The sequence below is a fragment of the Pseudomonas gingeri genome (genome assembly GCF_013385635.1).
GTDB classification, from domain to species: Bacteria; Pseudomonadota; Gammaproteobacteria; order Pseudomonadales; family Pseudomonadaceae; genus Aquipseudomonas; species Aquipseudomonas gingeri_A.
Window position 1 is genome coordinate 78,019 of sequence record NZ_JACAPR010000004.1, and the last position, 13,179, is coordinate 91,197.

A 13,179-nucleotide genomic window follows, 5' to 3' on the forward strand; every position below is an offset into this window, starting at 1 on the left:
ATCAAAAAAACTTGTAGGTGCTGGCTTGTGTAGGAGCCGGGCTTGCCCGCGAAGCTTTTAGCGGTCTCAAGGGCCTCATCGCCGGCAAGCCGGCTCCTGCAGTGGCTGTGTTCGAGCTTGACGCAGATCAGCTCGCCAGGCCGTGTTCCTGCAACGCCTGCAGCGTCAGGCGTTCCATTTCGTTGTTGTGTTCACGGCCGATGGCTTCGTAGAGGCTCTGGTATTCGGCGTCGGTCATGGCCCGCTCGAACACCTCCTGCTCGGACTTGCCCAGTGTCGCGGCCGTGGTTTTCATGACGGCCTGCAAGCGGGTCTTTTCCTCCTCCGGCAGGTTTTCAGTGTTGAACCAGCGCTCCTGGGCCGATTGCAGGTCCAGCAGGGCGTCGCTCTTGGCGTCGCGCAGCGCCTCCTTCTCGCTGAGCTCTTGCAGGTACTGGATTTCCAGGTATTCCTTCCAGAACTCCTGCTTGACGATCTGGTTGACGTTATCCAGCGGCTGCCGCTCCTGCTCGAGGATGGTCTGGTAGGCCGTCTCCACCTGGGTCGGGGTGACCCCGGCAATCTGGCTGTAATACATCTTCGAGGCCTGCCAGGGCAGTTCCAGGCGCTCCCCCAGACCGATGCGAAAGGCCAGGTAGACCTCCGCTTCATCGGGACTCCGACCCTCGCCCCGGCGTTTGTTGATCACCGCCCGGGCCTGGGCATTGACACGATCCAGGCGCGATTTGCCCTTGGCCAGTTGCAACAGTTTCAACTCGGTGCTGCTGGCGTCCGGTTCGGCATAGGCTTCGTGCAGCAGCACATCGAGGCCCATGTCGCTGAACGCCACGGTGATGCCGTCGGCACAGGCGTCCCCTTGCGGTGCGTTGGCCTTGGCAAAGAGTTTCTCGCGCAGTGCGGTGTCCTCGACCGCGGCCTTGACCATGCGCCGGACCTTGTCCTTGAGCGTGGCGCGCGTGGCCTCATCGCCAAAGTCGGCCGACTCCCTGAGGTCGCCGATCACCCGGAAAAACGCCTCGGACTGCTCGACCGGTTCTTCGCCGGCCAGGCGCATCCAGGCGTCACGGAAGGCCTCCTGTTCCTTGTTGTCGAGCCCTTCCATCCAGGCACTTTCATCCCGTGAGACGAGTTCCCGCGAGCCCTGCGGACTATGTGCCGGCGGTTCATCACCGCTCACGCTGGCATCCGAATCCGAGTCGTTCGGGATATCCAGCCCCAGGTCGAGTCCGGTTTCCGCGTGGTATTCCACGGCGTCATCGAAATAGTCGGTGCCGATGGGGTTGTCATGGAGATTGATAGCCCTGGCCATGCGTTGCCCTTCCTCACTGGTATCCAGGACTGATTCCGGGATCGTGGTCAACTGGTTGAAGCTCAGGTCCAGGTGGGTCAATGCCGGCAACTGCTGGTAGCCGGTCGGCCATTGAGTGAGCCCGGTGTTGCGCAGGACGATACGGGTCAGCTCGAGCATTGCGCTGAAATCCGGCGTACGACCCAGGGTCATATTGTTGCCCAGGTCCAGTTCCCGCAGGTGGGTCAGCCCGGAGAGCAGGGTGGCGGTTTGCTCGTTGAGGACGATATGGTTGCCGTTGAGGTTGAGGTAGGCCAGTTCGGACATCGAGCTCACCGCCGGCGGAATCTCGCTCAGGGCCCCGCCGCTGATATACAGGCGCCGCAGTTGCGGGAAACCTTCGAGGAAACTGTTCAGCCCCTGGGTAGTGTCCGGGTGACCCAGGCTCAGAAGCAGTTCGGTGACATGGCTGAAGTCGGCCGACAGCACCGGCAGCCGGACTCCCGCGTCGTACAGTACGAAGTTGAGTCGGTAGCCTTGATCAGGGGCGCTCTGAAAGAACTCCCGGCGCCAGCATTGCTTGATCGATCTGGCCATATACATTCTGACCATCCTTTGCAGGGTGGGCTCCGCCGATGTATCGACCCAGGCGGCGAGCTCCGTGCACAAGGTGTTGTACTCGATCTCCAGTTCTTCGAGGCGGTTTACCGCCGCGACGTCGTTCAGGCCGCGCAGGCCGAGAAAGATCTCGACCTGTCGCCAGGAATGTTCGGGATAAAGGCGTTGCGCCAGTGTGGTGAATGCCAGCGAGCGTGTGCCCGGGATTCTTTCCTCGGCCTCGGGGCCGGCGACCGATGTGCTGGGGCGACGGGCGGCCAGGCGCATGGGCGGTGTTTCGTTGGGCTTGGTGGGTGGCGCTCCGAGGAGTTTTTCCAGTTCCTTGCGCGGCGGTAATGGCTGATCGAGTACGGTCTGCTTGAGGTTGGCCGCCTCATGGGGGCTGGGAAAACCCAGGGCCTTGCGCTCGGTGTCGGGCAGGGCATGGAGGACGCTGCTGTACAGATTGTCCGGACCGTGCAGCTCCTGGCCCAGGGCGTCATGGGCTTCGTACTGGCCGGCACTTTTGACCAGCACCTTGCGAATCGGCGCCTGCTCCGTGCCGAGGCTGTCGAGCAATGGCCCGCTGAAATGCGGCTCGCGTATTTCCAGGCGAATCTGGTCCGACCAGCCCGGCAGCTTGCCGATCTGGCTGAGGATCAGTTTGTCGGTATCGGGGTTGCTCGTTGCGTCGAGGTACAGTCCTTCACGGGCTCGCGCCAGACGCAAGTTACGGCTGTAATACCGGGCCTCTTCCGCCAGTCGCAACGGTACGCGCTTAGCATCGAGCAGGAGCCGCCGCTCGGCCGGGTTGGCGTTTCTGGACAATTCCTCCGCGACCGGATTGGACAGGCCCGGAAATTCCTGGCGGATCACCGTGACGGCAGGGTCGTTGCTCTGGGTGCGATAGCGATAGTGTGAGTAGAACAGTTCCCTGCGACGATTGCTGGCCTGGGTCGCGAGTTTGCGCCTGAGGGCCACGGTACGCGCATCCACGCTGATGGGACCGGCGCCGAAGTCCTCGCCCAGCAAGTTACGGGCTTCGGTTTCATCGAGGTTTTCCAGGACCTTGCGCAATAGTTGGTTGGCGTTGAGCCCGGGCCAGCGCAGGTCGATGCGTCGCAACGATTGCGCCTGGCCGGCGGGGTATTCCTTCAGCGGCGCGCCGTGTCGATCCAGCAGGCGCAACACTTTCGATTGTGGCCAGACCGGTTCGCTGGTGAGCAATTGCAGTTCCATATGCAGTTCGTCCAGTGAGCTGTTGGCCTCGCCACCGCTGTGCAGGCGTTGCACCAGGCGCTTGAGGTCCTGGTCGAGCTTGAAGCGTGTCACGCTGTCCTCGAGCAGGGCCGGAGGCGGTTCCTGGTCCAGGTGCAGCCGACGCAGGATGCCGTCGTCAACCTCGCTCAACTGCATGACCTTTTCCACCGATGCCGGGTCCAGGCTGGCCGCATCCGGCCCCAACCGGGAAAACAGTTGCGCTCGTTGCCACTGCAAGGGTTGTTCGAACTCATGGAGCCAGGCGCCCTTGCCGTTGTGATAGACCAATGGGGCATAGGTGTCGGGGTTACTCGGGTGTTGCAGGCGGAAGCGGTTGGCGGTTGCATCGGGACGGATCCGGTAATGGCGGCCGTTGAGGCCCAGGTAGGTCTGGTCCTGATGGTGATAGAGCCCCGAGGCATCGGCTTTCAGTTCCGGCGAATCGGGCAACGGGTGTTCGTAAGGGGTCAGGTCGGGTTTCCACAGTGCCGGCTTGCCTTGGGGGGATTTGATCGGCTTGAGCCCTTGGACAAACGACGCACCTTCGACATCCCGGGCCAGAGCGGTCCCGGCCCCCAGCAGTTCGACATTCAGCAGCACGCCGATAAAGCCGAGCACCGCTTGCATTTTTTCTTCATGGCGCCATTCGTCGATGCCGTTGTAGAGCTGTACGAGCATCTGTGCGGCCGCGACCGCGAGCATCGCCTCGCCGAGCCCGGGCACCAGGAACAACAGGTTGATGCCCCAGTTCAGCAACGAGTGCAGGCGGGCAACACGGGTCTTCTTGTCCTCATCGCCCGTGGGCACCGCGCTGACGCGGGCATCGTCGAGCTTCTTGACCGTTTGCAGGACGCAGAACTCGTTGAACGGGTTGTCGCCCAGCGAGCTTTTCTCCAGGTGCAGGCTGGCTTGCGCGGCGGCCTTGCGTTGCCCGCTGACGGGATCGAGCGGGTTCAGGCGATCGTCGAGGGCCTGGAAGAAGGCCGGTTGCGTGCGCAGGTGCACATAATGCTTGAAGAACGCCTGGTAGGTTTTATCCCGCAGGCGTTCCCTGAGTTCGTTGTGGAATGCATTGACGGACGGGTAGCACTTGACGGCCTGTTGCGGATCGCCGGACAAGTAGGCCACGCAGGGCAGGTCGCCGTTGCTTGCCGGCACGCTGTGCTCGATCAGCATGACGCCCTTGAGCAACGCACCCCAGCCGCCACTGTCGACGTTCGGGAAATCCAGCAGGGTCAGGGAGTAACAGTGCACCGGGCGCTTGTTCCACTGGGGTGTCTGCACGGGGGCGAGCAGACCTTGCAACATCTGGTAGGCCGATTGATCCACGTGGCCCTTGATCAGGGCGATTTCCGTCTGTACCGCCAGTTCGTCGCGCGCCTGTTGCTCGAAGAGCACATTGTAGAGCGGGCTTGGACGACCTCGTCCGGTGGGCAGGAGAAAGTGTTCGACGTGTTGCTTGTACTGGCCGCCGAGGTCGAGCCGTCGACAGACGGCGGCGAAATCCGTGGGCGTGATGGGTTTGTTCAGGGGCGCGGTGTTTTTGCGCAGGATTGCCGAACCGCGATCGAAACCGAAGGGACCGGTTTCGCTGCTTTCGAAGTTCTGCAGGGCGGCTTGCAGCAGGCTTTGCACGAGGGTGTTTTCCTGGCGCGGCGCGCCGAGGGTAGCGGCAGCCAGGATATGTACGTGGCGGAGCTGGTCCTGGTGAATATCCAGGCCTGGGCCGTAGTGGTCATCCAAGGCTCTGGACAGTAGCGGGGCGGCAAAATCCTTGACGCTTTTGAAGCCTTGGAGGTACTGCTTCAGTGCACTTTTGGATATCTGGCTCTGCTTGAGGCGCGTAGCGAAGGCCCGGCGCCGTTCGAGGGGGGCCTGGGTCAGCCAGGGTGGTAGTTGCTTGAGGATCAGGCGATGGTTACGGGTCGACTGTAGTGGTGCGGCGGGGCTGGCAAGTGGGGGTTGCGGGGTACTCATGATAATCAGCTTTTTCCGTGGATACGGTATTCAGCTTATGCCGAATACCTGTCCGTAAAGGTTGAAAAAGTTGAGTAAAATCAGTTAGTTATTATCTGTTATTCGCGTCTTTGAAGTAGCTGGTTATGGTCTTTTTCCCGGCGTTTCGTGGTAGCGCCGCGAACGATGTTCATCGGGTTGCGGCTAGGAGGATTTGCCATCGAATGGCAGGAAGGCAGGAACACGAAGGGGAGCCGAAGCTCCCCTTGAATGCGTTGTTGTGTGCTCTTTTTTTATTATTGAGGGGCGGTCTGTTGTTGTTTTTGTCAACCGTGGCCCTTTACCGCTGTTTTGGCTGACCCCCATCCGGGGTCAAAGAGCAAACGTATTTTTTTGAGCGCTGATCTGCCTTATCAGGTGATCCAACCAGTTCGGGAGCTACCTTGAGGTAGTTTTATTGTTCTCTGCCCGGTTGCGGGTGACGGTTAAGTCCCCTGAAAGCACACCTTCTCCAAAAAAATCTGTTAGCTGCGTCTCTGCCGTGTTGTTTTTGTTATGTCAGAGTCGGTACGTCTTATTTTTATGGGTTTGCTGCTTTTTATTCTTGTTATGCAAGAGATATAGCAGGTGGCGTGCCAACTTTTTCAAATCCTTTTAAATCAATGGTTTGAAGATTTAGCTCGACAATCGCCGCAGGAAAAATCGCTGAATCTGTTTCCGTGTTACTCGTTTGTGTTTCCAGGCGGTAACACCCGGACACATTCATCCCGCCTGCCGTGCCTTGGCCACCCGTGAGCCAGTAACACGTCCCAGTACCGCGCAGATTTCCTGGCCGGCGAGCAGCAGGCGGTCGAGGTCGATACCGGTGTCGATACCCAGGCCGTTGAGCATATAGAGCACGTCTTCGCTGGCGACATTACCGCTGGCGCCCTTGGCATAGGGGCAGCCGCCCAGGCCGGCGATGGAGCTGTCGAAGACCTGGATACCTTCGAGCAGGCTGGCGTAGAGATTGGCCATGGCCTGGCCGTAGGTGTCATGGAAGTGCCCGGCGAGTTTGTCCCGTGGCACCTGGGCCGCGACCACCTCGAACATCCTGCGGGTGGCGCCTGGCGTGCCGGTACCGATGGTGTCGCCCAGGGACACTTCGTAGCAGCCCATGGCATACAGTTCGCGGGCCACCACGGCGACCTGCTCGGCGGCGACCGGGCCTTCATAGGGACAGCCGAGTACACAGGACACGTAGCCACGCACGGTCACGCCATGCTGGCGGGCGGCGTCCATGATCGGCACGAAGCGTTCGAGGCTTTCGCTGATGGAGCAATTGATATTGCGCTGGGAAAAGGCCTCGGAAGCGGCGGCGAACACCGCCACCTCCCTGACCCCGGCGGCCATGGCATCTTCGAAGCCGCGCAAGTTGGGCGCCAGCGCGCCGTAAGTGACCCCGGGCTTGCGCTGGATACGGGCGAAGACTTCGGCGGAGCCGGCCATCTGTGGCACCCATTTGGGTGACACGAAGCTGCCCACCTCGATGTAGCCCAGGCCCGCATCGGTCAGGCGATCCACCAGGCGGACCTTATCGTCCACGCTGATGGGCTGGGCTTCGTTCTGCAGGCCGTCGCGAGGGCCGACTTCGACCAGGCGTACGTGGGTAGGTAATGACATGGGGAAACACCTTGTATAAAGAGGTGGTCGGTATTGATGCGATCCCTTGTAGGAGCCGGCTTGCCGGCGATGGCGTCCGTACAGGCAACGCTGGGTTCGAGGACCTCATCGCCGGCAAGCCGGCTCCTACAGGGGGCGTTGTGTCCACGGTCGGGCTAAAGGGGTTGGGTTTCCAGGCTCTGCAAGGCCTGATGGCAGCGCTCTTCGGCGGTATCGAGTTCCAATTGCATCTGCTCGATATCCAGCAACTGCTGTTCGAGCTGGGCACGGCGCTCGGTGATTTTCGCCAGCATGCTATTGAGCTGTTTCTGGTTGCCGCTGGTGGGATCGTAGAGTTCGATCAGCTCGCGGCATTCGGCCAGGGAAAAGCCGATGCGCTTGCCGCGCAGGATCAGTTTCAGGGTCACCTTGTCGCGGGCCGAATAGATGCGTTCCAGGCCGCGGCGCTCGGGGCAGAGCAGGCCTTGCTCTTCATAGAAGCGAATGGCCCGGGTGGTGATGTCGAGCTCGCGGGCGAGGTCGGAGATGCTGTAGGTCTGGCTGCTCATGAAAGCGCTCGGCAAAGGTCTTGGCGCTAAGCTAAGGGCTGCTTGACGTATACGTCAAGCATGTCCCTGCATGGCGGTGGTTTCAGGCCTTGTCGAGTTTCTTCTCATGGGCCGTGACCTGCTGGCACAACTCGATCATCTGCTCGCGCATCCAGCGGTTGGCCGGGTCCTGGTCGGTGCTTTCATGCCAGTAGAGGTGGGTTTCCACCGGCGGCACGTCGTTGACCGGCAACTGGAAGTAATGCAGGTCATGGCGGCGGGCGAAGCGCTCCGGCACGGTCATCACCATATCGGTCTGCTGCAGGACCTGCGAAGCCATCAGGTAATGCTGCGAGCGCAGGGCGATCTTGCGCTGGATGCCCATCTTGCCCAGGGCCAGGTCCACGTAGCCGAGGCCGTTGCGGCGGCTGGAGATATGGATGTGGGTCAGCCCCAGGTAGTCGTCCAGGGTCAGCTTGTCCTTGCCCGCCAACGGATGGCCCTTGCGCATGGCACAGACATAGCGGTCTTCCATCAGCTTGACATGGCGCACCTGCGGGTCGGTGTTGAGCGGTGCGTCGACGGCGAAGTCGATACGTCCGGCGGCCAGTTCCTTGGTGGTTTCGCGGCGTTTGGAGAGAAAGCTCTCGATTGCCACGGTCGGCGCCAGGCGGCGCAGGCGCTGGAACAGCGGCGGCAGGATCACCGCCTCGGTGAGGTCGGTCATGCTGATGCGGTAGGTCTTGTTCGCCTGCAACGGGTTGAAGATGCGGCTTTCCTGTACCGAAATCCGCAGCAGCGAGAGGGCGTTGCGCACCGGGCCGATGATGTTCTGTGCCATGGGCGTGGGTACCATGCCTTGCGCGGTGCGCACGAACAGCGGGTCGTTGAAGGTTTCGCGCAGGCGCGCCAGGGCGTTGGAGACGGCTGGCTGGGTGATGCCGACGATCTGCCCGGCGCGGGTCAGGTTGGCTTCGGTATAGATGGCGTCGAAGACGATGAAAAGATTGAGGTCGACCTTGCTCAGATTCATTTCGCGGCGCTCTTATTATGGGGTTTCGATCAGCCGATCATATATCGGTGATGAATGTTAATACACGCCGAGAATAGCTTTGGTAAATTTTCGTAGCTGATCTAGCATCGATTCCATGACCCCGACCACCTGCTCAAAAAGGTAGCTGCCCATGGATTTCGCCTATTCGCCCAAGGTTCAGGAATTGCGTGAACGCGTGACCGCGTTCATGGACGCTTATGTGTATCCGGCCGAACCGGTGTTCGAGCGCCAGGTCGCCGAAGGCGATCGCTGGCAGCCCACCGCAATCATGGAAGAGCTCAAGGCACGGGCCAAGGCCGAAGGCCTGTGGAACCTGTTCCTGCCCGAATCCGAACTGGGCGCCGGCCTGACCAACCTGGAATATGCACCCCTGGCGGAAATCATGGGCCGCTCCCTGCTGGGCCCGGAGCCGTTCAACTGCTCGGCGCCGGACACCGGCAACATGGAAGTGCTGGTGCGTTATGCCAATGAAGAGCAGAAACAGCGCTGGCTCGAACCGCTGCTGCGTGGCGAGATCCGCTCGGCGTTCGCCATGACCGAGCCGGACGTGGCTTCCTCCGACGCCACCAACATGGCCGCCCGTGCCGAGCGCCAGGGCGATGAGTGGGTGATCAACGGCAAGAAATGGTGGACGTCCGGTGCCTGCGATCCGCGCTGCAAGATCCTGATCTTCATGGGCCTGAGCAACCCGGATGCGCCGCGTCACCAGCAGCACTCGATGATCCTGGTGCCGGTGGATGCCCCGGGCGTGAAGATCGTCCGGCCGCTGCCGGTGTTCGGCTACGACGATGCTCCCCACGGCCACGCCGAAGTGCTGTTCGAGAACGTGCGGGTGCCCTATGAGAACGTACTGCTGGGCGAGGGCCGGGGCTTCGAGATTGCCCAGGGGCGCCTTGGCCCTGGCCGGATCCACCATTGCATGCGTTCCATCGGCATGGCCGAGCGGGCGCTGGAATTGATGTGCAAGCGCTCGGTCAACCGCACCGCGTTCGGCAAGCCGCTGGCGCGCCTGGGCGGTAATATCGACAAGATCGCCGATTCGCGGATGGAGATCGACATGGCCCGTCTGTTGACCCTGAAGGCGGCCTACATGATGGATACCGTCGGCAACAAGGTGGCGAAAAGCGAAATCGCCCAGATCAAGGTAGTGGCGCCGAACGTGGCCCTGAAGGTGATCGACCGCGCGATCCAGATCCATGGCGGAGCCGGGGTCTCGAATGATTTCCCGCTGGCCTACATGTATGCGATGCAGCGCACCCTGCGCCTGGCCGATGGTCCGGACGAAGTGCACCGTGCGGCGATCGGCAAGTTCGAGATCGGCAAGTATGTGCCGCGGGAGATGATGCGTTCGGAGCGCTGAATCCCACACCGCTGCCGGGGTGAGCCCGGTCCCCTGTAGGAGCTGGCTTGCCAGCGATGAGGTCCGTGAGGGCAAGGCCTGTCTTGAGGGCCTCATCGCCGGCAAGCCGGCTCCCACAAGGTGGGCTTCTCGCAAGCTCAGTCTCCTGTAAGGTCGGCTTCCCATGAGGTCAGTCTCCTGCAAGGTCAGCTTCCTGCAAGGGCCTATCCCTCAGTACACCCACACCTCGACCCGGCGGTTCTTGATCCGTCCTTCGTCGGCGGTATTGGCCGCCACCGGCATCTGGGCGCCGAAGCCCTGGATATCGCGAAACACCACGCCGCCCTTGAGCAGTTCCCGGCGCACCGCCATTGCCCGCAGCCTGGACAGCAACGCCGCCCGTTGCGGATCGTTCTTGGCATCGCCAAATCCCACCAGCGTCACCCGCTTGTTCAGCTTGTTCTGGTCACGCAGGTAATCGAGTACCCGCAACACGTCCTGGCGGGCCTTGTTGTCCAGGCTGGCGCTGCCTTCTTCAAAGCGGAAGTTCACCGACAGGCGCTGCGCCCGTTTCGCCAACTGCTGGTAGCCGGGCGGCATCTGTGGATTGGCCGGCACCGGTATCGCCTGGACCGTCTGGGCGATAAAGCCGCTGCTGGCGACAATCGCCTGTCCGGCCTTGCTCTGGGCAAAGCGCACCAGCGATTGCGCCCAGGGATCGGGCATGTCGGGCGGCAAGTAGAAGAACAGCCGGCGTGACAACGGATAGTCCTCGGTGGCGATCAGGCTGTTGAGCGGCAGCATCGGCTGTGAATCACCGTCGACAATCGCCACGGCCTTGGCCCGGCGCACATAGGGCAGGCCGATGAAGCCGATGCCGGCCGGGTCCTGGCTCACCGCGTCCGAGAGCTGTTCGCTGGACTCGAAGCGCTTGCTCCCGGCAGCCAGGGACTTGCCGCGCCGGGCGAGGACCAGGTCCTTGAACGTGTCCCAGGTGCCGGACTGGTCATCGCGGGCATACAGGTGGATCGGACCGCCGATGCCGCCCAGTTCTTCCCAGGTCTTCACTTCACCGGAAAAGATCTTCGCCAGTTGCTCGGTATCGAGTTGGTTCAGCGGGTTCTGCGGATGCAGGATGATCGCCACGCCGTCGATGGCGATCACCTGTTCGGCCTCGGGGCTTTTCAGGTCGCCGAGGTTTTCCAGGGCCAGGCGTTCGGACTCCTTGATCGGCCGGGAGGCGGCGGCGAGGTCGGCGGTGCCGGTCTTGAGGGCGGTAAAGCCGGTGCTGGAGCCATGGGCGGCGACGTCCACGCGGACTTTGCGTCCCTGCGCGGTGGTGGCAAGCAGCCGTTGTTCGTTGTCCTTGCCGGTGGCGACGTCATGCACTCCGCGCAGGCCCTGTTCCTCGAGCCAGCCCTTGACCAGCGCCGGGACGAGGCTGGCACCGATGGTGTTGGAGCCCTGAATACGCAGCACCAGGCCGTCTTCGGGCGGTGGAGGCAGGGCGGCCAGCGCCAGGGGCGTCAGGCCGCACAGTATCAGCAGGGAGAGCGCGCGCAGCATGAGAGCGGCACCTTTTATCAACAAAAGTGCTGCGAGAATGAGTCAGTCAGGTTTCAGTTAAATGACATCGCTGAGCGCCCGGTCCAATTATTGAATACGCCGTGGACCCTGTAGGAGCCGGCTTGCCGGCGATGACGGAGGCATTGGCGATGCAAGACTCACGGGCCTCATCGCCGGCAAGCCGACTCCCACAGGTTTGTGCTGACCGGACGAACGCAGGTCAGCTCAGTTCCAGCCAGATCGGTGCGTGATCCGAGGGTTTCTCCATGGCGCGCAGTTCGTAATCGACGCCGCCGGCCTTGACCCGCGACAGCAGGCCGCTGGAGGCCATGATCACGTCGATGCGCAGGCCGCGCTTGGGCTCGTCTTCAAAACCACGGCTGCGGTAGTCGAACCAGCTGAAGCGATCGTTCACCTCGGGGTGCAGGTGCCGGAAGCTGTCCACCAGGCCCCAGTTCTTCAGGCGCGCCAACCATTCGCGCTCTTCCGGGAGGAAGCTGCATTTGCCGGTTTTCAGCCACCGCTTGGCGTTGTCGGCACCGATGCCGATATCGCTGTCTTCCGGAGAAATATTAATGTCGCCCATCACCACCAGCGGTGTGTCGTTGCTGAAGCGGCTCTCCAGCAATTGCTGCAGGTCTTCGTAGAAACGCGCCTTGGCCGGGAACTTGGTCGGGTGGTCACGGCTTTCGCCCTGGGGGAAATAGCCGTTCATGATGGTTACCGGGGTGCCGTCTTCATCGGCGAAGGTGCCCCAGATAAAGCGTTTCTGCGACTCGTCGTCGTCGCTTTCGAAGCCCTTGTGCAGACTCAATGGCGCCTGGCGCGAGAGCAGGGCGACGCCGTAATGGCCTTTCTGGCCATGGAAGTGCACGTGGTAACCCAGGGCTTCGACTTCGGCCTGGGGGAACTGGTCGTCGGAAACCTTGGTTTCCTGCAGGCCGATCACGTCCGGCTGGTGCTTTTCGATCAGCGCCGCCAGCTGATGGGGACGGGCGCGCAGGCCGTTGATGTTGAACGAGACGATCTTCATGGGCGGCAGTCCTGGCAAAACAGCGATGCTAGCCGACAAGTCGGATCCCGGCCAGCATGGCGGCAGGACAAATGCGCTGCTAACGTCTTTTATCAAGATGTTGCCGGCAGCCACTTTGAACTGTCGTGCCCGTCCGGAGCTCGTACATAACAACAAGCTGCGTCCACGCAGCGTCCAGGGAGATCGACCGTCATGCCTGACACTCCAGAAACCATCGCCCAGGTTCACCTGCTGGACGGCGGTTATTCACGCGAAGCCCGTTCCTTGCTGTACCAGGCCTATCGTCACGAGCCGACCTTCGGCTACCTGTTCGAGTCCGAGCGTTCGGGTTACGAACAACGGGTCCGCGCCACGGTACGGGAACTGGTCAAGCAGCACTTTCTCCAGGAACTGCCGGCCATTGGCCTGCTGGTCAACGATCGCCTGATCGGCATCGCCCTGATCGCGCCGCCGCAACGCCGGCTGGGGATTACCGAGAGCTGGGCCTGGCGCATGCGCATGCTGCTCAGCACCGGTTTCAAATGCACCCGGCGTTACCTGGATTATCACCAGGCGGTGCTGGCCTGCGTACCTTCGCCCTCGGTGCATGTGCTGCCACTGCTGGGGATTCACCCGCAGTTCCAGGGCCAGCACTACGGCGAACAACTGCTGACCGCGGTGCATAACTGGTGTGCCGAGGACGAGCATTCCGAAGGGGTCGTCCTCGATACCGGCAACCCGCGCTACCTGGAGTTCTACAAACGCCAGGGTTATGAGGAGATCGGCGAAGTGGCGGTAGGACCGATCCTGGAGCATGTGTTCTATCACGCCAACCCGCAGGTGTTACAAACAGCAATGGCTTGAGGGTCGAACTTTTAACGTCCGCCGGGGTTCTATGACGGTCCCCAGCCCGTGGTA

At 61.8% G+C, this 13,179-nt stretch carries 8 protein-coding genes; 2 read left to right on the top strand and 6 right to left on the bottom strand.

What is annotated here, in order from left to right:
* Window positions 1-127 precede the first annotated feature (127 nt).
* The 4 genes from HX851_RS03615 to HX851_RS03630 form a co-directional block, all read right to left on the bottom strand.
* Window positions 128-5,122, bottom strand: coding sequence for a dermonecrotic toxin domain-containing protein (locus HX851_RS03615; RefSeq protein ID WP_177065049.1), 4,995 nt, complete (start codon window positions 5,120-5,122; stop codon window positions 128-130).
* 741 nt (window positions 5,123-5,863) lie between these two features.
* Window positions 5,864-6,763: a hydroxymethylglutaryl-CoA lyase gene (locus HX851_RS03620; RefSeq protein WP_177065051.1), complete on the bottom strand. Its 900-nt coding sequence runs from the start codon at window positions 6,761-6,763 to the stop codon at window positions 5,864-5,866.
* Window positions 6,764-6,918: 155 nt separating this feature from the next.
* A complete protein-coding gene (locus HX851_RS03625; RefSeq protein ID WP_177065053.1) occupies window positions 6,919-7,311 on the bottom strand; it encodes a MerR family transcriptional regulator in 393 nt (130 codons plus the stop codon).
* An 82-nt stretch (window positions 7,312-7,393) separates the two neighbouring features.
* Window positions 7,394-8,323, bottom strand: a complete 930-nt coding sequence (locus HX851_RS03630) for a LysR family transcriptional regulator (RefSeq protein WP_177061161.1) — start codon at window positions 8,321-8,323, stop codon at window positions 7,394-7,396.
* Between the two features lie 151 nt (window positions 8,324-8,474).
* Between HX851_RS03630 and HX851_RS03635 the strand changes: the two genes are divergently transcribed.
* A complete protein-coding gene (locus HX851_RS03635) occupies window positions 8,475-9,704 on the top strand; it encodes an acyl-CoA dehydrogenase (protein WP_177061163.1) in 1,230 nt (409 codons plus the stop codon).
* Between the two features lie 210 nt (window positions 9,705-9,914).
* On the opposite strand, the gene HX851_RS03640 is transcribed toward HX851_RS03635, so the two are convergent.
* Both HX851_RS03640 and xthA read right to left on the bottom strand, forming a co-directional pair.
* Window positions 9,915-11,249 (bottom strand): substrate-binding domain-containing protein, encoded by a 1,335-nt coding sequence (locus tag HX851_RS03640; RefSeq protein ID WP_177065055.1) that lies wholly within the window; start codon window positions 11,247-11,249, stop codon window positions 9,915-9,917.
* A gap of 220 nt (window positions 11,250-11,469) precedes the next feature.
* Window positions 11,470-12,282 carry an exodeoxyribonuclease III gene (xthA, locus tag HX851_RS03645; protein WP_177065056.1) on the bottom strand — a complete coding sequence of 271 codons (813 nt, stop codon included), beginning with the start codon at window positions 12,280-12,282 and terminating at the stop codon, window positions 11,470-11,472.
* 192 nt (window positions 12,283-12,474) lie between these two features.
* Here xthA and HX851_RS03650 point away from each other — a divergent pair, with 192 nt between their 5' ends.
* Window positions 12,475-13,125, top strand: coding sequence for a GNAT family N-acetyltransferase (locus tag HX851_RS03650; RefSeq protein WP_177061169.1), 651 nt, complete (start codon window positions 12,475-12,477; stop codon window positions 13,123-13,125).
* Window positions 13,126-13,179 lie beyond the last annotated feature (54 nt).